Below are 24,078 nucleotides of genomic sequence, written 5' to 3'. Positions count from 1 at the left end.
TTGCCGCACGCGGCGGGACCAACCGAAGTGGTCCCGCCGCGGGACCTTCTCCTCAGCGCCCACTCCCCTTCAGCAACCCGCGTTCGTACGCCACCGCCACGGCCGCCGCCCGGTCCGACACGCCGAGCTTGGCGTAGACGTGCAGCAGGTGGGTCTTCACCGTCGCCTCGCTGATGAACAGCGCCGCCGCCACCGCACGGTTCGTGGATCCCTTGGCCACCAACGCCAGCACGTCGACCTCCCGCGTGGACAACGGCTCCAGCGCGGGCTCCCGCACCTGCCCCAGCAAGCGCGTGGCCACCGCGGGTGACAGGACGGCCTCGCCCGCGTGCGCGGCACGGATCGCGCGTTGCAGTTCGTCGCGCGGGGTGTCCTTCAGCAGGTAGCCGGTGGCGCCCGCCTTGATGGCCGGCAGGACGTCGCGGTCCGTGTCGTAGGTGGTGAGCACCAGGACGCGGCACGGGTGGGTGCGGAGGCGTTCGATCGCTGACAGGCCATCGGAACCCGGCATCCGCAGGTCCATCAGGACCACGTCCGGCGACATCGCCGTCACCACGGCCACCGCCTCGTCGCCCGAGGCGGCCTCGCCGACCACCTCGAAGTCCGGTGCGGCGGACAGCATGCCGCGCAGCCCGTCGCGGACCACCGGATGGTCGTCCACGATGACCAGCCGGATCACGCCGGCACCCGTGCCGAGATCGCCGTTCCCGCGCCCGGTTCGGACTCCACGAACAGCGCGCCGGACAGGCGGTGCACGCGGTGGCGCATCGCAGGCAGGCCGAAGCCGTCCGAGGGGCGCGCGAGGTCGAAGCCCACGCCGTCGTCGCGCACGTCCAACGTCACCACGTCCTCCATGTACGACAGGGTCAGGCCCACGCGGGACGCCGAGGCGTGCTTCGCCACGTTCGCCAGGGCCTCCTGGGCGGTGCGCAGCAAGGCGACCTCCACCTCCGGGTGCATTTCGCGCACGGCTCCGGTCAGCGTCACCGAGACCGGCACGCCGTTGTGCTTCGACCAGCCCGACGCCACGTCGTCCAGCGCCTCGTGCAGGGCCGCCGAGTCCAGGGCGGGTGGTTGCAGGGCGTGCACCGAGCGGCGGGCCTCGGCCAGGTTCGAGCGCGCGAGCTCGGCCGCCACCGCCACGCGGCGCTCCCAGTCCTCATCGGACGCCGCGGACAGTTGCGTGATGATGCCCGCCAGGCCCTGGGCCAAGGTGTCGTGGATCTCCCCGGCCATGCGGTGACGTTCGTCCTGCACGCCCGCCTCGTGCGCCTGCACCAGCAACTGCGCGTGCAGGCCCTGGTTCTCCTCCAGGAGTTCCTTGCGCAGCCGGGCCTGTTCGGTCGTCACGTGGCCGACGTACGTGAAGGTGCACGCCAGCACCACGAAGACGACCAGCAGCAACCAGAACGCCGCCTGGGCGTCGAGGGGGTAGCCGCCGAACAACGACAGCGCCGCCAAGACCGCCGTCAGCGCCACCACGATGAACATCCAGCGACCGCGCAACACCTCGCTCGCGTAGACGTACAGCGCGTAGGACACGACACCGAACCAGTGCTCCTGCATGCCCAGCACCGCGTAGAACACGACCATGCCACCGATGAACACGGCCATGAGCTTCGGACGGCCGCGCCATCCGGGATGCAGCGTGAACCACCACGCCATCCACGCGAAGCAGCACGCCACCACTCCGTAGGTGAACCAGCGCTCCGGGGCCGACTGCGTGGTGAAGACCGCGTACAGCACCGTCGTCACCGTCAGCACGAAGTACGGGATCACGTGGGCGATCGCGACGAGCCTGCGCTCCCACCTGTCCAACGCGGCCATGTCCACGAGCTACTCCCACCGGAAAGTTCTGGCCGCGACCGTACCCGCCACGAGGCTCACCAGCCCCATGATCGCGAGATGCCTCCAGTCCGGCGCGGTACCCAGCCACGCCTGCTGCAACGCCTCCACACCGGGAGGCGTGTACGACCCGATCGCCTGAATCACCGAGGGCAGCATGAACCGCGGCAGGTACACGCCGCCGAAGAACATCAGCAGCATGAACACCACCGTCGCCCAGCCACCGGCCGATCGCGCGTTCGGGGCCAAGGCGGCGATCACCAGGCCCAGCGCGAACGTGCCCGCGCCTCCCAGCACCACGGCACACGCCAGGCCGAGTGGATGGTGAGGCAGGTCGACGCCGAAAACGACGTACCCCACCAGTATGAGGAGCAGCACCGACAAGATCACCGCGACGAAGTTGACCACCATCTGACCGGCCAGCAGCCGCGCCGGGTGCATGGGCGTGGTGGACAGCCGGCGCAGCACGCCCTTCTCGCGATACGTGGCCACGACCGCGGGCAACCGTTGCAAGCCGATGAACACCAACGTGAACACGACGAGCGCCGACACGTAGCTGTCGATGAACCGCTGACCGCCGAAGTTCGCGTCTGGCGTGCGCAACGCCGGAATCGCGCCCAGCACCAGCAACAACAGGCTGGGGAACAGGATCGCGAACAACGAGTTCAGCCGGTCGCGCAGGAACAACCGCGCCTCGATCTCAATGATCTTCAACATCACGACCCCCGGTGAGTTCGACGTAGGCGTCGTCCAGCGAGACCTGGTCGACGCGGAGCTGGCGCGCCACGACCTGCCGCCGTGCCAGCAGGGACGTCACCGCGTGCAGCAGGTCCTCCGACCCGCTGACCACGAGCTGCTCCCCCACCGACGACACCGCGGTCACTTCCGGCAACGCCTCCAGCAACGACACGTCCAGGGCGGCGGACGGCACGAACCGCACCCGCGTGGCACCGTCCACACGCGACACCAGCGCGGAGGGCGTGTCCAGCGCGACGATCCGCCCGTCGCGGAACACCGCCACCCGGTCGCAGAGCCGTTCCGCCTCCTCCATGAAGTGCGTGACGAGCAGGATCGTCACGCCGGCCGCCCGCACCTCCTCGATCACCGACCACGTGTCCCGCCGCGCCTGCGGATCGAGCCCCGTCGTCAGCTCGTCGAGGATCGCCACCCGAGGCGAGCCGATCAGCGCCAGCGCGATCGACAGCCGCTGCTTCAAGCCGCCCGACAGCCGCCCGAACTCCACCCCCAGGTGCTCGGTCAGGCCGAGCCGCTCGGACCAGTCGGCGGGCGACGGGTAGAACGACGAGAACAGCTCCAGCGCCTCGCTGACCCGCATCCGCTCCGGCAGTTCCGAGTCCTGCAGCTGCACCCCGATCGACGCGCGGACGTCCGCGGGGCGCCGCCCCAGCACCGACACGGTCCCCCGGTCCGGCGTCCGCAGCCCGGCCACGCACTCCACCGTCGTCGTCTTGCCCGCCCCGTTCGGGCCCAGCACGCCGAAGATCTCCCCCTCGGCCACCTCGAACGACACGGAGTCCACCGCCACGCGGGGCCCGTACCTCTTCCCGAGGTCGCTCACTTCGATGATTGCCATGCCACCAGCGTCGAAGAACGGCGCCCGAAGATCATCGAACAACGAGCGCGACCTGGATCAACCGATCGGTTGATGCCGTCAGTCAGTCTCGAGAACGGCGGCGCGCAGAGCGGCGGCCAGGCGCGCCACCGGTTCCGGCAGTGGTCCGGGCAGCCGGGCGAGCAGGACCCGGCGCTGTTCGGCGGGCCCACCCCGCACCGGCAGGATCCGCACCCCGGCGGGAACGACCTCGCTCAGCGACGTGGGAATCGTCGTGATGCCGAGCCCGGCCGCGACCAGCCGCACCTTCGCCAGCCAGTCCCGCGCGGTGTGCGCGACGACGGGCCGTTCGTCCAGCCCCGGCCACACCCCCATCACCCACGGATCGCCGGGCCCCGCGATCCAGCGCTGGCCCCGCAGGTCTTCGACGTCGATGAAGTCGTTGCGCGCCAACGGATGCGTAGCAGGTACGGCCACTCGCAGGCTGCGTTCGACGAGGGTGTCGACCTCCAGCGCGGGAATCTCGTCGTCCGGAGCGCGGAACGGCGGCGCCGACGAGATCAAGGCGATGTCCACCGTGCCCGCACGCAGCGCGCGCACCAACGCCGGCGTGCTCCCCTCACGCGTCACGACCGTGATGGACGGATGAGTGCGCGCCAACGCCGTCAGTGCCTGAGGGAGCAGCCACGCCCCAGCCGTCGCGAACCAGCCGAGCCTCACGGTGCTCACGTCCTCAGGCAATCCCGCGAGCTCTCGCGCACCCGCGTCGACCTGATCGACGACCACGGCCGCACGCCGCAACACGAGCCGTCCAGCCGCGGTGAGCCGCACGCCGTCATGCCGCCGCTCCAGCAACGGGACACCGGCCGACCGTTCCAGAGCGGCGATCTGCCGGGACGCGGCGGACTGCGTGTAGCCCAGGACAGCGGCCGCCGCGGTCAGCGAGCCGCGCTCGGCCACCTCGCGGAACACCCGCAGCGCCACCAGTGAGGCATCACCCAGAGCCATGACGTTTACGCATACCCCTCTTGACAAATTCTCGCTACCCGCATAGCTCGAACGAGCCTAGCGTCGAAGACGTGATCACAACAGGGTTCGGGTTCAGCAGTACAGCCGCCGAGGTCGCCGAGGGGATCGACGTGACCGGAAGGCGCGTGGTCGTGACCGGGGCGTCCTCCGGCATCGGTGTCGAGACCGCACGTGCGCTGGCCGGTAGAGGCGCCGAGGTCACCCTCGCCGTCCGCAACACGGACGCGGGCGAGAAGACCGCGCGGGACATCGGCGGCGACGTCCGCGTCGCGAAGCTGGACCTGACCGACCTCGCCTCCATCGACGCGTTCGTCCGCGCCTGGGACGGCCCGCTGCACGTCCTGATCGCCAACGCCGGCGTGATGGCCGTCCCCGAGCGGTACACCGACCAGGGCTGGGAGTGGCAGTTCGCCACCAACCACCTGGGCCACTTCGCACTGGCCACCGGCCTGCACCCGGCGCTCAAGGCGGCGAACGACGCGCGCATCGTCGTCGTCAGCTCCACCGGCCACATGCTCTCGCCGGTCGTCTTCGACGACGTCAACTACGGATTCCGCACCTACGACGCGTGGACCGCCTACGGCCAGAGCAAGACCGCCAACGTCCTGTTCGCGGTCGAGGCGACCCGCCGCTGGGCCGGGGACGGCATCACCGCGAACGCCCTCATGCCCGGCGCCATCTTCACGAACCTGTCGGCCCACCTCGGCATCAAGGAGAGCGACGTCGACCTCAGCACGATCAAGACGCCGGAACAGGGCGCCGCGACGTCCGTCCTGCTCGCCACCTCACCGCTGCTGGAGGGCATCGGCGGCCGCTACTTCGACGACTGCAACGAGACCCCGACCGTCGACCGCCGCGACGAGGCCCCGCCGCTGCACGGCGTCGCCCGCTACGCCCTCGACCAGGACAACGCCGCCCGGCTGTGGACGTACTCCGAAACCCTCCTCGCGAAAGCCTGAGACATGACGATCGCACTGGTCACCGGCGCCACCCAGGGCCTCGGCCTGGCACTGGTCGAAGGGCTCGCCCACCGCCTGGAGCCCACGGACACCGTCTACCTCACCGGCCGGGACGTCGAGAAGATCACCGCCGCGGTGGAGTCCCTGCCGGGCGGGGGCGCGCTGGTCCGCGGCGAACTCCTGGACGTCGCGGACCCCGGCGCGGCCGCGAAGCTCGCCGCCCAGATCCACGACCGGCACGGCGGAATCGACGTCGTCTTCGGCAACGCCGTCATGCGCGTCGGCCCCGACGACGACCCTCGCGAGTTCATCGACGGCTACACCGAGGTCAACAACTTCGGCACCACCAGGCTCCTGAAGGCCTTCGCCCCACTGCTCAACGACAACGGCAGGCTGATCGTTGTCGCCAGCTCGCTCGGCACCCTCCACCACCTCGCACCGGTGCTGCACGGGCACTTCACGAAGCCGTCCTCTTTGGACGAACTGGACGCGCAGGTCGCCCGCTGGCGCGACGCGGTGAGGGACGGCCGCACGAAAGCAGGCGCCTGGCCGGGATTCGTGAACATTCCATCGAAGATCGGCCAGGTCGCCGCCGTGCGCGTCCTCGCGAGCGAACGCCGAGAAAGCGACCTCGCCAAAGGCATCCTGATAGCCGCGACGTGCCCGGGAATGATCAACACACCGACGTCCGCGCTGTGGTGGGACGTCAGCACCGCGCCCACCCCGGCCCAGGCCGCGACGGCGTTGCTGGACCTCGCTCTCAGCCCGCTCGAGCCGGCGCAGTACGGCGAACTGGTCCGCCACGGCGAGGTCGTGCCGTTCAGCTGATGGGCTTGTCCAGCCCGTGCACCACCTGGTCGAGCAACGTCCGGATGACCGCCTCGTTGTGCTCGTTGCGACCCGGCGTGATCATCCGTGACGTCGCCTCGACCATCGCGTGCACGAGCATCGCCCGCAGCGCCGCGCGCTCCACCCCGGCCGTCCGGAAGACACCGACCAGCGGCGCCAGCAGTCGTTCGTGCTCGGCCCTGATCTGCTCGCGCGACGAGTCCGGCAACGTGTGCGCGGACAGCGCCACCACCGCCCCGTGGCTGCCGTCGGTGATGATCGCGAGCTCGGTGCGCAGGTACGCCTCGATCTTCTCCGGCACGGACGAGGCGCCGTTGACCGCGTCCTCCAGCTTGTCCGCCCACTCCGGCAGCGCGTCCGACACGATCGCGGCGACCAGTTCCTCACGCGAGCGGAAGTACTCGTAGAGGCTCGGCCGCGACAACCCGACGCGTCTGGCGAGCGACGCGAGCGTCAGCGCCTCCGCTCCCTCGGTCGCCACGATGTCGCGCCCGGCGTCCAGCAGGGCGCGCAACCGGTTGGCGCGATGCTCCGCGACGGTGTCTGCGCTGATCCTCGGCACATCGGGATCGTATCGCGCTTGATTTCCCGACGGGGAGTTGGAATAGTTCCCGACAGAGCGTCGGGATCAGGGAGGCCAGCATGTTCATCGCGACCAACCGGATGTTCGTGAACCCGGACATGTCCGAGGAGTTCGAGCGGTACTTCCGCGGCAACATGCGCACCCACCTGCCCGGAGTCCCCGGCCTGCTGCGCAGCACGCTGCTCAAGCCGACGCAGGACGACCAGCCGTACGTCTCGGTCAACGAGTTCGAGTCGGAGGACGCCTTCCGCGCGTGGGTCGCCTCCGAAGCGTTCCGCGAGGCGCACAAGGGCCACCGCACGATCGCACGCCTGGTCACGGGCAACGAGCCGGAGCGGTTCACGCACGCGGAGGACATGGTTCTGCCGCGGCAGCGCACCGAATAGACGTTCCTACAGCTCCGTCAGGAGCTTCCTCATCCTCTTGATCTCGTCGTCCTGGGTGGCGACCACGTCGTCCGCCATCTCCTCGACCTGAACGTTGGTCCCGGAGCCGCGCACGTCGGTCGCCATCTTGATCGCACCCTCGTGGTGCTTGATCATCAGTTCCAGGAACATCCGGTCGAAGTCCTTGCCGCGCGCGGAACCCAGTGCGTTCAACTGGTCCTGCGTCGCCATGCCCGGCATCGACGAGTGGTCGCCGTGCGTGCCAATGGCGTTGAACGTCCGCTGCCACTGCTTCATCGCGCCGATCTCCGGCTCCTGGCTGAACCGGATGCGGTCGGCCAGACCCTTCACCGTCTCGTTCTCCGCGCGATCGGGGGCGAAGCGCGTCATCGCGAGCGCCTGCTCGTGGTGCGCGATCATCATCGCCACGTACTCGCGGTCGGCGTCGTTCGGCGGTGCCTGGACCCTGCCCGCCACGTCTGAGGGCGCGACGGTGGGCGCCGAGCCGCCGGGCGTGTCCGGCGCGATGACCGGTGCGGCGGCGGGCTCGGACGTGCAGCCGGCGAGCAACGCGGCCGCCACGACGAAGACCAGGACCCCAGAACGCATGCTTCGGACAATACAGTCCGCCTCCCGCCGATCCAGGCCTCGCGACGTGGCATACAGCCGGTGACACCGCGAAACCGGACAATTACTCCATGATGTATGTCCGACGTTTCAACTGTGGACAAAGAGTGCAGAACCCTCCGAAAGACGCTGGCCCTTAGCAAGGCGAAAGGGTCATACTCCCCCTCACCAACCCGTACCGAGGGGGTACAGCTGTGAGTTCACGCGAAACGGCCCGGCGGCGTAGAACGCCTTTCGCGATTCTGGGGGCTCTCACGCTGACGCTGTCAACGTTGACCGCGCCCGCGTTCGCCGAGCCCGATCTTCCCGCCGACGGCAAGGGGCTGAGCGAGGCCCAGCTCGAGTCGCGGGCCGACGGGTCCACCGGCCTTCCCGGCGTCGACGAGATCAGCCGCAGCCGCAACATGGTCCTGGTCTCGCACCTGGACAAGCAGGCTCCGCTCGACTCGACCCAGACCGACATCGCGTTCCAGGACAACTACGCGTTCGTCGGCAACTACAACGGCTTCACCATCTACGACGTCCGCAACCCGCGGGCGCCGAAGATCACGAGCTCGGTCCTCTGCCCCGGTTCGCAGAACGACATCTCGGTGTACGGGAACCTGCTGTTCCTGTCGACCGACTCGTCGCGCAGCGACAACTCGTGCAACAGCGTTGCCCAGCCCGCGACGATCAAGGAGTCGTGGGAGGGCGTCAAGGTCTTCGACATCAGCGACAAGAAGGCCCCGAAGTACGTCGCGGCCGTCGAGACCGACTGCGGCTCGCACACCCACACGATGGTGCCGGCCAAGGACAAGAAGAGCGTCTACCTCTACATCTCGTCCTACTCGCCCAACGCCACGTTCCCGGACTGCCAGCCTCCGCACGACAAGATCTCGATCGTCAAGGTCCCGGTGCGCAACCCGGCCTCGGCCTCGCTGCTCAAGGCGCCGGTCCTGTTCCCGGACGGCGGCAACCCCGGCCAGCCCGGCGACATCGAGACCGGCTACACCTCCGCCACCACCGGTTGCCACGACATCACCGTCTACCCGCAGCTCGACCTCGCGGCCGGCGCGTGCATGGGTGACGGCGTCCTCTGGGACATCTCCAACCGCGAGAGCCTGGTGGAGATCAACCGCGTCCAGGACGACAAGCACTTCGCGTTCTGGCACTCGGCGACCTTCAACAACAGCGGCACCAAGGTCGTCTTCACCGACGAGCTCGGTGGCGGCGGCGCGGCGACGTGCAACGAGAAGATCGGCCCGAACCGCGGCGCCAACGGCATCTACGACATCGTGGGCAAGGGCAAGAACCGCAAGCTGGTCTTCAAGTCCTACTACAAGATCCCGCGCATGCAGGGCGACACGGAGAACTGCGTCGCGCACAACGGTTCGCTGATCCCGGTGCCCGGCAAGGACATCATGGTGCAGTCCTGGTACCAGGGCGGCGTCTCGGTGTGGGACTTCACCAACTCGAGCAAGCCGCGTGAGATCGGCTTCTTCGAGCGCGGCCCGATGGCCAACGGCTCGGGCGGCGGCACCTGGTCGACCTACTGGTACAACGGCTACATCTACTCCTCGGAGATGGGCCGCGGCTTCGACGTCATCGACATGCGCGACCCGCGCACGTTCGTGGCGAAGCTGTTCCGCACGGACGAGCTGAACGTGCAGACCCAGGGGAACTTCTACCGCGGGTAGACAGTCTCCCTCTCAGATCAGCGCGGCTGCCGGCGTTCGGCAGCCGCGCTGACTGCTGTCAGGACCAGGGTCACCGCCACACCACCGAACACGGCCCAGACCGGCGAACCGACGTCCATCGCCCACGCGGCGACGACGGCGGTGAGGCCGTAGCCCGCACCGGTCACCGCGTACATCATCGAGAACCCCGCCGCGTGCGCGCCGACCGGAAGCCGTTCGCGCAACGCGAGACTGCGCGTCACCAGCACACCGGACTGGAACAACCCGGCCGCGAGCAACGCGCCCGTGATGCCCGGCAGGTTCGGGAACAACGCCAGCGCGCCGACGCACGTCGCGGTGAGGACGAGCAGCACCAGCCCCTGCGTGCGGAACGTTCCCGGCCACGGCCGCAACCCGTACAGCACCGCGCCGAGCGCGCTGCACGCCGCGAAACCCATGAGCAGCGGCCCGATCCAGCCGATGCCGATCCCCCGGTGCTCCAGCAACGCGGGCAGCACCAGTTCCGCGACCGCCAGCTGTGCCAGCGCCGCCGCGCTCACGAGGTAGATCGGCCAGGCCGACGCCACCACACGAGGTTTAGCCGTGCCGGAACGGGACGTCACGTGCCCGCGCGGCAGGATGAACACCAGCCAGGCCGCCACGACGACCAGCGACACCGACACCACGACGGGTGCGCGGTGGTCGACGCTCAGCGCCAGCACGGTGACCAGCGCGGGCGCCACCGCCCACACCACCTGCGTGATCATGGCGTCGAAGCCCATCGCCTTGGGCACCAACGAGTCCGGCACCAGCCCGAGCAGCATCGCCCGCAGTCCGCCCGGCGTCGTCGACGGCCCGGCGCCCGCGATGAACGCCGCGATCGCCAGCACCGTCACGTTCTGCGTCAACGCCAGCGTCGTGAACGCGCCCGCGCCGACGACCAGTCCGATGGACAGCTGCCCGCGCATCCGCGACGGGTCGAGGAACAACCCGAGCAGCGCGGCGCCGAGGATCTCGCCCAGCACGTAGACCGCGACCAGCGACGCGGCCAGCACGTACCCGCCGGGCAGTCCCCTGGTCAGGAACACCATCATCAGCGGCGTCATGGACATCGGTAACTTCGCGGCGACCGTCACCACGGCGCACGCCAGCACGTCCCGGTTCGCGAGGTCGCGGTACCCGGCAGCGGAGATCGTCATCTACTCGCCCAGCTCCTGGAACAACGTCAGCTGCAACCCGGCGGGCGCGGCCAGCCGGGCGTTGAGCGAGTTCCACGGCGTGCGCGTCGGTTCCGCGATCACCTCGGCACCGGCGGCCTCCAGCGCACGGGTGGCCGCGGCGGAGTCGTCCACCTCGAAGGCGACCCGGACGTGCCCGGCGACGCGCTTGCCCACCTCGACCTGGTCGATGTACTCGGCGTGCGGCGGATCGGTGATCTCCAGCGTGGCCCTGCCGGCCTCCAGGATCGTGACCCGCCCGCCGTCGGACGTGAACGCCGCCCGTTGCTCGAGGCCGAGCACGTCGCGGTAGAAACGCAGGGCCTCTTCGTAGTCGTCAGCGGTGACGACCAGGCGGAGTTCACGGACACCGGTCATGGCGACGATCATCGCACCACTCGTGTCAGAACAAAGCGAACCCGCCAAAGTGCGCCGCCTGACAAGATGACGATCATGCTGGACGGACTCGACGACGTCGACTGGGCGAAGCTGAAGCACGCGTACGGACCAGCGGACGACGTCCCCGGCCAGCTCCGCGACCTGGTGTCCCCCGACGAGTCCGTGCGGACCGCGGCGCTCGACGAGCTGTTCGGCAACATCTTCCACCAGGGCACGATCTACGAGGCCACGCCCCACGCGGTGCCGTTCCTGCTGGAGGCGCTGCCGGAGTGCCCCGAGCAGGAGACGCTGCTGCTCCTGCTGACCTCGATCGTGACCGGGTACGACGAGAGGTGGCTGCCGGAGACGATCCCGGTCGCCGGCCACCGCGAGTCCGCGGCGACGGCGGAGGACCCCGAAGCCAAGGCGTACAACGACTGCTGGGTGCGGATCTACGACGGCGTCCGCGCGGGGGTACCGCTGTTCCGCGAGCTGCTGAACGCGGCGCCACCGGTGCGAGCCATGGCCGCGTACGCCCTGGCGTGGTTCCAGGAGGAGGCGGAGGAGAGCCTGCGCGCACTGGCACCGATCTCCGCCGGCGACCCCGAAGACTTCGTGGCGGCGACGGCGTCCGTCGCGATGGGCCTGCTGGGCGGGCGTCCCGCGTTCGGCGATCCGCGTCCGCTCGCGCGCTGGGGTGCCGCGATCGCGCTGGCCACCGTCGACCGGCGGGACGCGAGCGACGAGGTCGTCGGCGAACTGGTCGCCGCCACCGCCGGCGCACTGCCCGACAACCGCGACATCCCGTTCCTCGACGGCTACCTCGGTGCCTACGCGGCCGCCGCTCTGAGGCTGACCGGCGACTCGGAGCGGACGTTCCACGCGCTGCTGACGCACATCCCGTCGGTGACCGGCCTGGACGCCTACCACGTCGTCGAGGCTGCGCTGCACCTCGCGTTCCCGTCAGGCCCGACGCCGGCGGGCACCCTCTACGCGGCGCTGGACGACCGCCCACGCCGACTTGCGGACGCACTCGCCGGCACACCGGAAATCTGGCTGTACAACGGCGCGAGCTACGACCAGTTCGGTGTGCTCACGGGTGCGTACGGGCTCCCGGCTTCGAACGAAGCGATGCGGGACTACGCCTCGACGAGCTGACTCGACGACACCAGCCGCGTGGCGACGCACAGCACCAGCGCGATCCCCGCCGTCACGTGGATCGGCGCCGGTCCGAACGTCGCCGCCAGCACCGCGAGCGAGCCCAGCGGCAGCAGGTACTTGCGCACCCCCTCCTGGCCGGGGCAGTCCTGCACGTACCAGACGCACAGGAAGAACACGGCCAGCGGCACCGTCGTGAACGCGGCGACCGTCGTGCCCGGTGCGTGCGAGAGGTGCAGGTCGTAGTCGACGCTGGCGGCGAGTCCGGCACCGAGCGCGGCGATCGAGCCGAGGATGAACAGGTGCGCGTACCCCCACAGGAACGCCTTCTTCAGGTTGTGCAGGTGCGACGGCGCCTCGAAGTAGATCCACCACACCGAGAACACGATGACCAGTGAGGCCGCGGCGAGCGAGATGAGGTTGACGCCGGTGTCGAAGCCCTTCTGGAACGCGAGCGTGGCCGCCAGGATCGACTCGCCGAGCACGATCAGCGTGAACAGGCCGTGCCGTTCCGCGATGTGGTGCGGGTGCCACGTCGTCGCCTCGTTGCGCTCCGCCCACACCGGCACGAGCAGCTCGCCGATCATGAAGAGGATCCACAGCGGGAGCTGCAGGCTCGTCGGCGCGACCAGCACCCACAACACCCACAGCACCTGCATGCCGGCGATACCTGCGGCGTACCGGCGCGTGCAGCCCTTGTGCGACGGGTTGTCGATCGACGCTCGCAGCCAGTGCGCGACCATCGCGAGGCGGATGACGACGTAGCCGGCGACGACGATCCGGTAGTCCTGGTGCTCGAAGACCGCCGGGATGCCGGCCGCGATGACCAGCACGCCGGCGATCTGGACCATCGTGATGATCCGGTAGAGCGTGTCGTCGTTGTCGAACGCGCTGGCGAACCAGGTGAAGTTCAGCCAGGGCAGCCACAACGCGAAGAACGCCATGCAGAACGCCAGCAGGCCCGCGCCCGCGTGGTTCTCCGACACGGCGTGGTGCAACGAGGCGGCGGCCTGGGCGACCGCCACCACGAAGCTGAGGTCGAACAACAGCTCCAACGGCGTCGCGACCCGGTGGGTCTCCGCCGTGTCGCGCGCGAGGAGCTTCTTGATCATCCAGGCACCACCATGATCCGTGATTCGCTGAGGTCGAGCGCGACCCGCGTGCCGGGCTGGTAGACGGAGGCGGTGTTGGAGGGTTGGTCGATGCGCAGCACCTGCTCCCCCACCCTGACCGAGATCCGCGTGACCGGCCCGAGGAACGACTGGGTCAGCACGTCGCCCACGATCTTGCCATTGGAGTCGCCGTCGTGCGCGGAGACGCCGATGTCCTCGGGACGCACGATGACGCGAACGTCGCTTCCGGACGGTTGGTCGTGCGACGCAGCGACCGTGACACCGTTCACCACGACGGTCTGGCCCTCCGCCTTGGCCTCGACGCTGTTCGTCACGCCGACGAACAGCGCCACGAACGCCGTCGCCGGCTCCCGGTAGACGACGGACGGGGTGTCGAGCTGCTCCAGCTTGCCGTGCGACATGACGCCAACGCGGTCGGAGACGGCGAGCGCCTCCTCCTGGTCGTGCGTGACGAACAGCGTCGTCATGCCGAGCTCCGTCTGGATGCGACGGATCTCGTCCCGCAGGTTCACGCGGACCTTGGCGTCCAACGCGGACAGCGGCTCGTCCAGCAGCAGCACGCGCGGCTGGATCGCGAGAGCGCGCGCCAGCGCGATGCGCTGCTGCTGACCACCCGACATCTGGTGCGGGTAACGGCCACCGAGGTGCGCGAGGCCGACGAGCTCCAGCAGTTCGCCCGCCTTCTTGGCGTCGCCCTTGCGCATCTTCAGGCCGAACGCGACGTTCTGCGCCGCGGTCATGTTCGGGAAGAGGCTGTAGGCCTGGAAGACCATGCCCATGTCCCGCTTGTTGGCCGGAACCTTCGTGATGTCCTTGCCGCCCACGGTGACCGTGCCGGAGTCGGACGTCTCGAAGCCCGCGACGATGCGCAGCGCCGTCGTCTTGCCGCAGCCCGACGGGCCGAGCAACGAGACGAGCTCGCCCTCGGCCAGTTCGAGGTCAAGACCGTCCAAAGCCGCGTTCCCACCGAAGGACTTGCGCAGCCCTTTGAGTTCCAAGTGACCCATGTGCTTACTCCTCGACCACGGTCTGACGGCGCCGCTGGCCGACGTAGGAAAGTGCGAACAGGAGGACGAACGCGAAGAGCAGGCACAGCAGCGACACCGCGATGGACACGCCCGCGTTGCGCTTGCCGAGCAGGTTCACCTGCACCTGCAACGTGTCGAAGTTGAGCAGCGACGCGATGGTGAACTCGCCGAGCACCAACGCGACGCTCAGCAACGACGCACCGATCAGGGCGACGCGGATGTTCGGCACGACGATCTTCCACAGCACCGTGAACCACGACGCTCCGAGGCTGCGCGCGGCTTCGGCGAGCGTCTTCAGGTCGATCGCGGCGAGACCGGCGTCGACCGCGCGGTAGGCGAACGGCAGCACCAGGATCGTGTACGCGAACGTCAGCGTCAGCGGTGAGTCGCCGAGGAAGAAGTTCACCCACGCGTAGAGCGGTGCCATGCCGACCACCAGCACGATCGCGGGGATCGCCAGCGGCAGCAGGCACAGGAACTCCACGAGCCGTTGCAGCTGGGGAAGCCTGAGCCGGATCCACGCCATCGTCGGCACGAGCAGCACCAGCATCAGCACAGCCGAAGTGACCGACAACAGCAGCGAGTTGACGAGAGCCTCCATCAGGCCCTCGTCGTCGACGATCGACGTCCACGACTCCAGGCTGCGGCTGCCGCCCTTGCCGCGCGTGGAGAACTCCGCCATCGCGATCAGCGGCAGGATGAAGTAGACGCCGAGGATCAGCAGGATGATCGTGCGCAGGACGCGCTGCTTCACTAGCGAACCCACTTGGCCACCCTCTTCTGCAGCAGCACGTTCACGCCCATCGCGATGCTGACCACGATCACCATGCCGAGGCCCAGGGCCTTGCCGAGGTTCTCCTGGCCGAGCACGACCTCACCGGTGAGGAAACCGCGGATCTGCAGCGGCACGATCGGGCTGCCCTGCGAGACGAGCGCGGCGGCCGTGGCGTAGGCGCTGAAGGCGTTGGCGAACAACAGGAGCAGCGCGCCGAGGAACGGCGGCGTCAGGATCGGGCCGCCGACGTGCCGCCAGTACGTCCAGCTCGTGCCGCCGAGGCTCGCGTTCGCCTCACGCCACTGCGGGCGCAGGCCGTCCAGCGCGGGCAGGAACACGATGACCATCAACGGGATCTGGAAGAACGTGTAGACGAGCGTCAGGCCCGGCAGGTCGAACAGCCACGCGCTGCCGGCGAACAGGTCGATGCCAACGTTGTCACGCAGGAACTTCGTGACGAGACCTTCGAAGCCGACCGTCGCGAGGAACGCGAACGCCAGTGGCACGCCACCGAACTGGGCGAGCACACCGCTACCCGCGACGACGATCCGGCGCAGCATCCCCTCGGGGTTGCCGACCGCGATCGCCCACGTGAGCAGCGCGCCGAAGATCGCGCCGATGACCGCCGTCAGCGCGGAGAGCTCGATGCTGCGCACGAAGGCGTCGAAGACGACACCCGTGAACAGGGTCGTGAGGTTGTCGAACGTGAACGCGCCGTTGGAGTCCTGGAAGGCCCCGAACAGCACGAGCACCGTGGGGTAGACGAGGAAGGTGCCGACGAACGCCAGGAACGGCACCGCGACGAGCCAAGCGGCCACAGATGGCCGACCGGCGGCCCCACCCCTCTTCGGGGCAGGACCGCCGGGCTTTGCCGCCGCTACGGGAGCGACTGAGGTCATCCGATGGCCTGCGCCCAGGTCGCGGTGAGAACGGCCTTGGCCTTGTCGGCCTGCGCCTGCGTCTGGAACACCTGCTTGCCCTCGGTCTTCGGCAGCTTGTCCTTCGCCGCCTTGTCCGCCTTGTCGCCCATCTTGTCCAGGCGCACCGGGCGGGACATGCCCTTCAGGTACAGGTTCTGGCCCTCGTCGGAGTAGAGGAACTCCTGCCACAGGCGCGCGGCCGCGGGGTGCGGCGCGTCCTTGCTGATGGCCTGGTTGTAGTAGGCGCCGATCTGCGCGTCGGCCGGGACGACGACCTTCCAGTCGAGCTTGCCCTTGAGCTTCTCGGTCTGGGCGGCGTTGGTGTAGTCCCAGTCGATGACGACGGGCGTCTGACCGGACTCGATGGTCGCGGGCGACGGGTCGACCGGCTGGAAGTTGCCGGCGGCCTTGAGCTGCTTGAAGAACTCGACACCGGGAGCGATGTCGTCGGCGGAACCGCCGTTGCCCAGTGCCGCCATCATGACGCCGGAGAACGCGGCACCGGCCTGCGTCGGGTCGCCGTTGAGCGCGACCTTGCCCTTGTACTCGGGCTTGAGCAGGTCCTTCACGCTCGTCGGCGCCGGCACCTTCGCGGCGTCGTAGCCGATCGACATGAAGCCGCCGTAGTCGCCGTAGTACGCACCGTCCGCGTCCTTGAGCTCAGCGGCGATGTCGTCCCACGTGCTGACCTTGTAGGGGGCGAACAGGTCCTTGTTGGCCAGCGCCACGTTCAGCCCGAGGTCGAACACGTCCGGCGCGCGGTCGTTGCCCTTGAGCTGCTTGGCGGCGTTGATCTCCTCCTGGCTGGACGCGTCCGGCTGGGCGGAGTCGACCTTGACGCCGTACTTGGCCTCGAAGGCCTTGATGATCTCGCCGTAGTTCGCCCAGTCCGGGGGCAGCGCGATGACGTTGAGCTTGCCCTCCTTCTTGGCGGCCTCGACCAGCTTGTCCATGCCGCCGAGCTCACTCGCCGACTTCGCGGTTCCGGCAGCACCAGCCGGCGTCTCCTTGGCGGGCGGGGCGCCACAGGCGGCCACCGCCAGCACCAACGCGCCGACGCCAATCAACTTCGTCGTGACGTTCCCTCGCTTCAGCACGAGCGGAGGATTGGCTCGGGATGCTTTCGTTGTCAAGCCAGCCGCGCCGGTTGAGACCTTCTCGACTCCTACCGTGAATTCTCGGCGTCCCCGGGGTTGCCGCCGAATGCTTTCCGCGCTTCGCTGAGGTGTTGTGCCGAGATCCCGGTACCGGGATCGACGTGGACGAGCGCGGTGGTCAGGTGCCGTCGCTTGTGGACGAACTCCTCCCGGCGCGCCGCGTGCAGCCCGAAGTCGTCGTCGAACCAGACGAGAGGTCTCTCGTAGGCGTACCTGGCGACCGCCGGGTACTTCCAGCCGGTCGCGTCCTGGAACTCGATCACCTTGAGCGGCGGAAGGCCCAGACGCGGTCCGATCTCGGTGTTCGCCCGGTGCAGCCAGGTCGTGGCCCAGGCGAGTTCGGCGCCGGTTTCGTCCGCCAGCTGTCTCAACTGGTCGCCGTGACCGGGGTCGAGCCAGATGCGGAGCCTGCGCCGCCAGCCGACCCTGAGGTCGAACGGCCGGTAGTTGCCCGGCTTGGGGTTCGCGGCCCACGGGTTGAGCGGCCCGTCGACGTCGATCAGGATCAGCGGTCTCACCCCGTCCAGCATGCCCGGACGGCCCGCTCGGTGGTCGAAAACGCCCGCCCCTGTTCGTATAGGGGGCATGTTCACCGATGAGGAGATCGCCTACCTGCGCGAACAGCCCCTGGCCCGCCTGGCCACGATCAACGAGGACGGCTGGCCGGACGTGGTACCGCTGGCGTTCGAGTACGACGGCACGCACCTCTGGGTCGGCGGCGCGGGTGACCAGGTCAGGAACACCCGCAAGTTCCGCAACATCACCGCCGGCCGCCGCAAGGTCTCGCTCGTGGTCGACGACCTGGTCTCGTTCACCCCGTTCGTCGCGCGGGCGATCCGCGTCTACGGCACCGCCGACGACCCGGAGGCCCGCACCGGCATCGTCGGCCCCGGCGTCTACTGCCGGATCACGCCGACCAGGGTCTGGGCGTGGAACATGGCGGGCGAACCGGTGGGCGAGACCTGGTACGAGCCCCGCCGGTCATGAGGCCCTGCGCGCGGAGCACACGGCCGCGTTGCCCCACCGGGCGCCGTAGAGCAGCCCGGGCAGCAGCCGCCGGAACCGCAGGTGGATCTCCCCCGCCCGGTCCACGGACTGAGTCGTCCCGACCGGCTCCGCCTCGGACCGCAGCACCCCGTCGAACGCCCGCACGAGCCTCTTGCGGTCGTGCTCGAACCGCACGCGCAGGTCGAACACCTCGCACGGCCGTTCGGGCACGTGCAGCACGCACGGGCGCATGGCGTCACGGTGGGACAGGCGGTAGCGGATCGCGAAGTCGTGGGTCTCGCCCCGCGCCAGCGGTTCGGCCGGGACGAGCCGGAAGCCGGGCCGGTCCAGGTTGCCCCGGTCCTGCAACGTGCCGCCGTACAGCAGCTGCGCCTCCACGTCCCGCCGGTGCACGGGGAACGCGGCGACGAAGTCGAACGACGTCACCCCGTCCTGGTTCACGACGATCTGGTAGCGCTCCAGCACCTCCGGCCGTTCCTGGTCCAGCATCACCGCCACGGCCAGTTCCGCGGTGTGCCAGCCACCCGCGTCCCGGCGCATGGTCGTCGCGGCGAGCTCCGCCAGCTGTTCCACGGCCTCGTCGACACGCCGGCGCACGGTGCGGGCGTCGCGGTCGATCGTGGCCGCCAGCCAGCCGACGCGCTCCTGGTAGAGCGGGTGCCGGACGTCCGAGATGAGGCCGAACGCCACCCGTGCCGCGAGGTGCAGGTCCTCCGGGAGCTGCTCGACCAGGTCTGTCAGCCGGGTGACCAGCTTCTGCTTGGCCGCGACCGCCCCGTCGGCCTCGGTGATCCCGCACGCCGCTGCCAGCGCCGGACCGATCTTGTCCGTGATCCGTCCCGCGTGCACCCCTCGCCCCTTGCGGAGGGTCTTCAGCTCCTGGACCAGGCTCGCCGTCGTCATCCCCGGTTCTCCTCCCCTTGCGTGCTCACGTGCTGCGGGGGCAGGTTGCGTCGGCCATGTGGACGAGAAGTGGACACGCCGTGGATCGGTCAGACGTGGTCCGGGCGCAGCACCGTCCGCGCCACCGACGAGGCCAGCGCGATGCCCAGCCGCACCCCGTCACCGCCGAGGAAGACCCGCGAGCTCCCGATGCGGTCGAGCGCGGGCTGGTCGACGGCCCCGAACCCGAACGCGATCATCTCCGGGCACGAGGTCGTGGCGCTGAGCCGTTCCAGCGCGGCGGGCCAGGCGGGATCCGTGGCCCTGCCGTCCGAGACGAAGAACAACATCGGCCGCCGCACCCGCAGTCGCTGCGCCTTCAGGCTCTCCACGTCACGCTCGATGACGGTGCGCACGAGGGTGAACGCGGATCCGAAGGCAGAACCCGATTCCTGGCGCGGTCGAATAACTTCGAGCGGATCGAGCGCGGGCGACAAAGGCCGCACGACCAGCGGCCGTTCCGCGAAAACGACCACGCAGAGCCGAATCTGGGCACCTCTGCGGCGATCCGCGTGCACCACACCGCGGAACTCCCGCATGCCGGCGTTCACCTCGTCGATGTGGCCGGCCATCGAGAAGGACACATCGCACACCACGTAACAAGGCAACACCTCACGGTCCATGCCGTGCACCGTTACCGGATCGCGTTGATCAAACGTGGACAAAAAGCTGATTCGGTGACACGCAGACGGGACCTTGCGCGACATTCCCCCCAGACGAGAGCAACAGATCGGGAGGCGGCGTGGAATTTCGAATGCTGGGTCCACTGGAGGCGTGGCACGACCACACCGCCGTACCGTTGGGGGACCAGCAACAACGCTTCATCCTCGTCGTACTTCTGTTGCACGCGAACAAACCTGTGTCACCCGAACGGATCACCGAGATCGTGTGGCAGGGCAACCCGGACCGGCGGAGCCTGGTCCGCAGCTACATCAAGCGCCTGCGCACGGCGTTCGAACCCACCGACGCCGAGATCGAGACGACGGCGACCGGGTACGTGCTGCGCGTCGACGAGGACCAGATCGACACGGTCCGCTTCGACCGGCTGCGCGGGGAGGCCGCGCTCGCCCAGCAGGACAACGACCAGCGCCGGGCCATCGACCTGCTGCGCGAGGCGGTGGCGTTGTGGCGCGGCCGGTTCCTCGACGACATCGACATCGACAGGGTCGGCGGCGCCGAGGTGTTCGTGCCGACGGAGAGCTACCACGACGCGCTCGGCGATCTGGCCGAACTGGAACTCGTCACGGGCGACCACCGGTCGGCGAGGGACCGGATGCGCCGCGCCACCCGCACCTCCCCCGACCACCAGAAGTACGCCGAGCTCCTGATGCGGGCGTTGATCGCCGGCGGCGACGGAGCGGGCGCGCTCCGGGTCTTCGACACCGCGTCCGCCGCGCTCGCCGAGTCCGGCATCGAGCCGGGAACCGTGCTGCGCAACCTCGCGGAACGCGCCCGGCGCGGTGAACCGGCCAGTTCGCTGCCGTCCCGCCCCGGCGCGTTCACCGGCCGGTCCGACGAGCTGGACAAGATCGCCGCGGCCGCCGCCGGTTCGGACGAACGGCGCGCCGTGTGGATCAGCGGCCCGCCCGGCGTCGGCAAGTCCGACCTGGCCGTCGAAGCCGCGCACCGCCTGCGCGACCGGTTCCCGGACGGTCAGCTCCTGGTGCGCCTCAACGGTTTCACGCCGAACGTGGCGCCGATGTCCGTCTCGGACGCGCTGAGCCAGCTGCTCACCGACCTGGGCGTGCCCGCGGAGCAGATCCCCGACACGGTGGGTCGCAAGGCGACGGTCTACCAGTCACGGCTCTACGGCACGAAAACGCTGGTGGTGCTGGACAACGCGGCGTCACCCGAGCAGATCCGGCCGTTGCTGCCCGAGACGCGCGAGTGCTTCGCCGTCGTCACGAGCAGGAAGATGGGCGAGCCGGACATCAGCGAGCACGTGCGGCTGGCTCCGATGCCGGCCGGCGACGCGTCCGCGCTGTTCCAGAGGCTGACGAACGGCTCGTCGCGCGTGCGCGGCAGGTCCGCGGACGTCGCCGGGCTCGTGAAGCGATGCGGGTACATGCCGGTGTCGATCACCGTCGCGGCGGCGTTGCTGCGCAAGCACGACAGGTGGTCGCTCGACTACCTGATCGGCCAGCTGGACGACAACGGGGCGTGGCGGGAGGACGGCGCCGCGATCCACGCCTCCTACCGGCAACTCGACGCCCACCAGCAGCAGGTCTTCCGTCTTTTCGGACACCTGCCGGGACCCGACGTGGACATCGTCGGCGCGGCGGCGCTCATCGGCACCGACATCGCCGTCACCCGCAAGCTGCTGCACGACCTGCACGAGGTCTGCCTGCTGGAAGAGGTCGCGCCGGAGCGCTACCAGATGCTGGACTCCATCAAGGAGTTCGCCGCTCTCGAACCTCCCTCCGCGGACGCGTTGGAACGCCTGCTCGACTTCTACCTCGTGACGCTCGCGGACGCCGTGAACGTCGCGTACCCGTTCGACCGCGCCGCCCTGCCCTCCGTCGAACGGGAAAGCCCGCGGAGTCTGCGGTTCGCGCTCGAGGACGAGGCGATGGCGTGGATCATCGCCGAACGCGACAACCTGATGGCCGCGATCAAGCAGGCGGACTCGGACCGCGCGTGGCTGCTCGCCTCGTTGATCTGGCGGCACTTCAACACCGCGAACCGGATCGACGACTGGATCGACGCCGTCAGTTCCGTGCGGCCGGACGGCGACCACGGCCGAGCGCACGTCCTCTACCGCCTGTCCATCGCCAACGACCGGCGTGGCCGGCACACCGAGGCGCTGGACCTGGCCGGACAGGCGCTGGCGTGCTGGACCCGGCTGGGCGACGTGGCCGGTGAGGCCGCGGCGTTGTGCGCGATCGGCGTCTCGAAGATGCAACTCGGTCCGCACGACGAGGCGATGAGGCATGTCGAGGCCGCGCTGGCGAAGTACGAGCAGTGCGGGGACGTGCGCGGCCAGGGGCACGCGTTGAGCTTGCTCGGCTACCTCAACGAGCAGCACGGCAGGTACGAAGTCGCGGTGGCGCAACAGGAAGCCGCCGTGCGGTTCCTGCGGGAGAGCGGCCACCGGCAGGGGCTCGCCCACGTGCTGAACAACCTGGGCGCGAACCAGCAGCACCTGGGGATGCTCGACGCGGCGATCCTGAACCACCTGGAGGCGCACGAGATCGCGGTCGAACTCGACGACCTCTGCGTGGCGGCCTACGCGTTGACCAACATCGCCGACGCCCACCGGCTCGCGCGCAGGTTCCCCGAAGCGTTGCACCACCACGATCTCGCGACCAAGGCGGCCGCCGGGCTGGCCGACGCGGAACTGCGGGGAAGCCTCCTGCGCGACCGGGCCGCCACGGAGAAGGACCGCGGCCGGCCGGGCGCGGCGCTGCTGCTCTACCAGGAGTTGCTGGACGTGGCCACGGGTACTGGCAACCGCACGCACGAGTCGTACGGCCAGATCGGCGCCGCACGGACGTTGCACGCCCTGGGCCGGCACGCGGAAGCCGTGGCGCACTGGGAAATGGCCGAGGCCGTGTACCGCGAGCTCGACCAGCCGGAAGCCGAGGAGGTGCGGCGGGAACGGGCCGAGCTGACGTGCGCGTGCGGTCAGCGGTGAACGAACAGTCGTTTCAGGTCGGGGTAGACCTCGCGCACCGCACCATGGTTGTGCCACCGGCCCAGGATTCTGGCGAGCTGCCTCAGCTCGGTTCGCACCGTCGCGGAGTCGACGTGCGCCGCGTGGTCCAGGGTGAAGGCGAGCGAGCGGCAGCTCTCGTCGACCTCGCCCGACAACGCGAGCGCGAGCGAACGCCGGGCACCGAACCTCGCCAGGCTGCGGCGGGACGTGGCCGGCACCAGCGCGAGCTGCCGGTCCAGCACGACCGCGGCCTCGGCGTTGAGCCCGAGATCGGACAACGCCCAGCCCCTGGCCAGTTCCAGCGGGTCGGGAGCGCTCGACCCGAGCACCGGGTACGGGCTGTCCGGCGCGGCGATCTCCATCTGACGCGCGGCCCGGTCGAACGCCCGTTCCGCGGCACCCCGGTCGCCCGCGAGCGCGTGGCCCTGCGCCTCGCGCCGGGCGGCCAGGGCGAGGACGCGTGAGCCGGCCCTGCCGATCCACTGCGCCTGCTGGGCGAGGTTGATCGTGGCGGACGCGTCCCTGCGGTAGAGCGCCAGGCCGGCCTCCCGCACGAACGCGTAGCTCGCGATGTCCGGATCTCCCGCCGCACGGGAGAGTTCGGACGCGTGCCTGGTCCACCACAGCTCGCCCTGCTCGTCACCCGCCTCCTGGCACATCCAGCCGGTGTACTCGGCGATGCGCGCGGCGAGCAGGAGCAGCCGGGTGCCTACCGGTCCGGCGTTCTCCCGCGCCATGCCGTGCATCGTGTGCTGCAAGGCCCGCAACGGTTCGAGCACCACCTGCGGACTGGTCCGCAGTCCCAGGCCCCGCAACTGCTCGAACGAGGAGCGCATCCCGGCGATCACGTGTTCGTCCGGCACCGGCCGCCCTCCGCTGCCGGCGAACGCGCCGACGCCGAGCATCGTTCCGGCCACCAGCACCTGACGCCGGTCGAGGCCCCTGGTGTCCCGCGAGGACGGCGTGTGAGCGGCGGCCTCGACCAGCCGGCCACCGACGTCCAGCACCCCGTCGCACAGCCGCGCCACCGTCGGGGTCGGCGGTTTGAGATCGTTCTCGATCTTGCTGAGATATCCCTTGCTGTAATGGATCAGCTTGGCCAGCTGTCCCATCGACAGACCCGCCGCGATGCGGTGTGCGCGCAGCAACTCACCAAAAGTTTCGGACATGATTGCCTCCCGCTCCGGCGTCTTCCGAGTAC

25 protein-coding genes are annotated in these 24,078 nt (G+C 69.5%); 7 read left to right on the top strand and 18 right to left on the bottom strand.

What is annotated here, in order from left to right:
- Nucleotides 1–52: 52 nt before the first annotated feature.
- The 5 genes from ACH413_RS27190 to ACH413_RS27170 all read right to left on the bottom strand — a co-directional run bounded on the left by ACH413_RS27190 (nt 53) and on the right by ACH413_RS27170 (nt 4,426).
- Complete coding sequence (locus tag ACH413_RS27190; RefSeq protein WP_360031607.1) at nt 53–679, bottom strand: response regulator transcription factor; 627 nt, start codon at nt 677–679, stop codon at nt 53–55.
- Entirely contained in the window at nt 676–1,827 is a 1,152-nt protein-coding gene (locus tag ACH413_RS27185) for a sensor histidine kinase (protein WP_360032514.1), read from the bottom strand. The genes ACH413_RS27190 and ACH413_RS27185 overlap by 4 nt, the downstream gene beginning before the upstream one ends.
- 9 nt (nt 1,828–1,836) lie before the next feature.
- Nucleotides 1,837–2,562: an ABC transporter permease gene (locus tag ACH413_RS27180; RefSeq protein WP_360031608.1), complete on the bottom strand. Its 726-nt coding sequence runs from the start codon at nt 2,560–2,562 to the stop codon at nt 1,837–1,839.
- On the bottom strand, nt 2,546–3,439 hold the full coding sequence (locus ACH413_RS27175) for an ABC transporter ATP-binding protein (protein ID WP_360031610.1): 894 nt from the start codon (nt 3,437–3,439) through the stop codon (nt 2,546–2,548). The genes ACH413_RS27180 and ACH413_RS27175 overlap by 17 nt, the downstream gene beginning before the upstream one ends.
- A 78-nt stretch (nt 3,440–3,517) precedes the next feature.
- Nucleotides 3,518–4,426: a LysR family transcriptional regulator gene (locus ACH413_RS27170; protein ID WP_360031612.1), complete on the bottom strand. Its 909-nt coding sequence runs from the start codon at nt 4,424–4,426 to the stop codon at nt 3,518–3,520.
- 71 nt (nt 4,427–4,497) lie between these two features.
- Here ACH413_RS27170 and ACH413_RS27165 point away from each other — a divergent pair, with 71 nt between their 5' ends.
- Nucleotides 4,498–5,406, top strand: a complete 909-nt coding sequence (locus tag ACH413_RS27165; protein WP_360031614.1) for an SDR family NAD(P)-dependent oxidoreductase — start codon at nt 4,498–4,500, stop codon at nt 5,404–5,406.
- Nucleotides 5,407–5,409: 3 nt separating this feature from the next.
- On the top strand, nt 5,410–6,234 hold the full coding sequence (locus ACH413_RS27160) for an SDR family NAD(P)-dependent oxidoreductase (protein WP_360031616.1): 825 nt from the start codon (nt 5,410–5,412) through the stop codon (nt 6,232–6,234).
- On the opposite strand, the gene ACH413_RS27155 is transcribed toward ACH413_RS27160, so the two are convergent.
- Nucleotides 6,227–6,817 (bottom strand): helix-turn-helix domain-containing protein, encoded by a 591-nt coding sequence (locus tag ACH413_RS27155; RefSeq protein WP_360031618.1) that lies wholly within the window; start codon nt 6,815–6,817, stop codon nt 6,227–6,229. The genes ACH413_RS27160 and ACH413_RS27155 overlap by 8 nt on opposite strands.
- A gap of 80 nt (nt 6,818–6,897) precedes the next feature.
- On the opposite strand from ACH413_RS27155, the gene ACH413_RS27150 reads away from it, so the two are divergent.
- Nucleotides 6,898–7,224 (top strand): antibiotic biosynthesis monooxygenase, encoded by a 327-nt coding sequence (locus ACH413_RS27150; protein WP_360031619.1) that lies wholly within the window; start codon nt 6,898–6,900, stop codon nt 7,222–7,224.
- Nucleotides 7,225–7,230: 6 nt separating this feature from the next.
- Here the strand turns inward: ACH413_RS27150 and ACH413_RS27145 are convergent, their stop codons facing one another.
- Nucleotides 7,231–7,833: a DUF305 domain-containing protein gene (locus ACH413_RS27145; protein ID WP_360031621.1), complete on the bottom strand. Its 603-nt coding sequence runs from the start codon at nt 7,831–7,833 to the stop codon at nt 7,231–7,233.
- 290 nt (nt 7,834–8,123) lie between these two features.
- Here ACH413_RS27145 and ACH413_RS27140 point away from each other — a divergent pair, with 290 nt between their 5' ends.
- Nucleotides 8,124–9,527, top strand: a complete 1,404-nt coding sequence (locus tag ACH413_RS27140; protein WP_396425259.1) for an LVIVD repeat-containing protein — start codon at nt 8,124–8,126, stop codon at nt 9,525–9,527.
- Nucleotides 9,528–9,544: 17 nt separating this feature from the next.
- On the opposite strand, the gene ACH413_RS27135 is transcribed toward ACH413_RS27140, so the two are convergent.
- Entirely contained in the window at nt 9,545–10,705 is a 1,161-nt protein-coding gene (locus tag ACH413_RS27135) for an MFS transporter (RefSeq protein WP_360031623.1), read from the bottom strand.
- Complete coding sequence (locus ACH413_RS27130; protein WP_319979067.1) at nt 10,706–11,101, bottom strand: VOC family protein; 396 nt, start codon at nt 11,099–11,101, stop codon at nt 10,706–10,708.
- A gap of 66 nt (nt 11,102–11,167) precedes the next feature.
- On the opposite strand from ACH413_RS27130, the gene ACH413_RS27125 reads away from it, so the two are divergent.
- Nucleotides 11,168–12,259, top strand: coding sequence for a hypothetical protein (locus tag ACH413_RS27125; RefSeq protein ID WP_360031624.1), 1,092 nt, complete (start codon nt 11,168–11,170; stop codon nt 12,257–12,259).
- Here ACH413_RS27125 and ACH413_RS27120 read toward each other — a convergent pair.
- The 6 genes from ACH413_RS27120 to ACH413_RS27095 all read right to left on the bottom strand — a co-directional run bounded on the left by ACH413_RS27120 (nt 12,241) and on the right by ACH413_RS27095 (nt 17,790).
- The gene (locus ACH413_RS27120; protein WP_360031626.1) at nt 12,241–13,371 is read right to left on the bottom strand and encodes a low temperature requirement protein A; all 1,131 of its coding nucleotides are present in this window, start codon (nt 13,369–13,371) and stop codon (nt 12,241–12,243) included. The two genes, ACH413_RS27125 and ACH413_RS27120, sit on opposite strands and share 19 nt — an antisense overlap.
- Nucleotides 13,368–14,399 carry an ABC transporter ATP-binding protein gene (locus ACH413_RS27115; RefSeq protein WP_360031628.1) on the bottom strand — a complete coding sequence of 344 codons (1,032 nt, stop codon included), beginning with the start codon at nt 14,397–14,399 and terminating at the stop codon, nt 13,368–13,370. Before ACH413_RS27115 ends, ACH413_RS27120 begins: the two co-directional genes overlap by 4 nt.
- 4 nt (nt 14,400–14,403) lie before the next feature.
- On the bottom strand, nt 14,404–15,186 hold the full coding sequence (locus tag ACH413_RS27110) for an ABC transporter permease (RefSeq protein ID WP_245822219.1): 783 nt from the start codon (nt 15,184–15,186) through the stop codon (nt 14,404–14,406).
- Nucleotides 15,174–16,013, bottom strand: coding sequence for an ABC transporter permease (locus tag ACH413_RS27105; protein ID WP_360031630.1), 840 nt, complete (start codon nt 16,011–16,013; stop codon nt 15,174–15,176). The genes ACH413_RS27110 and ACH413_RS27105 overlap by 13 nt, the downstream gene beginning before the upstream one ends.
- Nucleotides 16,014–16,090: 77 nt before the next feature.
- Entirely contained in the window at nt 16,091–17,212 is a 1,122-nt protein-coding gene (locus ACH413_RS27100) for an extracellular solute-binding protein (protein WP_360031632.1), read from the bottom strand.
- A 68-nt stretch (nt 17,213–17,280) separates the two neighbouring features.
- Nucleotides 17,281–17,790: an HAD domain-containing protein gene (locus ACH413_RS27095; protein ID WP_360031634.1), complete on the bottom strand. Its 510-nt coding sequence runs from the start codon at nt 17,788–17,790 to the stop codon at nt 17,281–17,283.
- 67 nt (nt 17,791–17,857) lie between these two features.
- Between ACH413_RS27095 and ACH413_RS27090 the strand changes: the two genes are divergently transcribed.
- On the top strand, nt 17,858–18,259 hold the full coding sequence (locus ACH413_RS27090; protein WP_360031636.1) for a PPOX class F420-dependent oxidoreductase: 402 nt from the start codon (nt 17,858–17,860) through the stop codon (nt 18,257–18,259).
- Here the strand turns inward: ACH413_RS27090 and ACH413_RS27085 are convergent.
- Together ACH413_RS27085 and ACH413_RS27080 are read right to left on the bottom strand one after the other, a co-directional pair.
- Nucleotides 18,254–19,183, bottom strand: a complete 930-nt coding sequence (locus ACH413_RS27085) for a hypothetical protein (protein ID WP_360031638.1) — start codon at nt 19,181–19,183, stop codon at nt 18,254–18,256. The genes ACH413_RS27090 and ACH413_RS27085 overlap by 6 nt on opposite strands.
- Nucleotides 19,184–19,272: 89 nt before the next feature.
- Nucleotides 19,273–19,845 (bottom strand): hypothetical protein, encoded by a 573-nt coding sequence (locus tag ACH413_RS27080; protein WP_360031639.1) that lies wholly within the window; start codon nt 19,843–19,845, stop codon nt 19,273–19,275.
- Between the two features lie 131 nt (nt 19,846–19,976).
- Here ACH413_RS27080 and ACH413_RS27075 point away from each other — a divergent pair, with 131 nt between their 5' ends.
- A complete protein-coding gene (locus tag ACH413_RS27075; protein ID WP_360031641.1) occupies nt 19,977–22,856 on the top strand; it encodes a BTAD domain-containing putative transcriptional regulator in 2,880 nt (959 codons plus the stop codon).
- Here ACH413_RS27075 and ACH413_RS27070 read toward each other — a convergent pair.
- A complete protein-coding gene (locus tag ACH413_RS27070) occupies nt 22,847–24,046 on the bottom strand; it encodes a helix-turn-helix transcriptional regulator (protein ID WP_360031643.1) in 1,200 nt (399 codons plus the stop codon). The genes ACH413_RS27075 and ACH413_RS27070 overlap by 10 nt on opposite strands.
- Between the last annotated feature and the right edge of the window lie 32 nt (nt 24,047–24,078).

The sequence above is a fragment of the Lentzea sp. NPDC020367 genome (genome assembly GCF_044387305.1).
Classification (GTDB): domain Bacteria; phylum Actinomycetota; class Actinomycetes; order Mycobacteriales; family Pseudonocardiaceae; genus Lentzea.
This window is presented reverse-complemented; position numbering and strand designations above follow the sequence as displayed.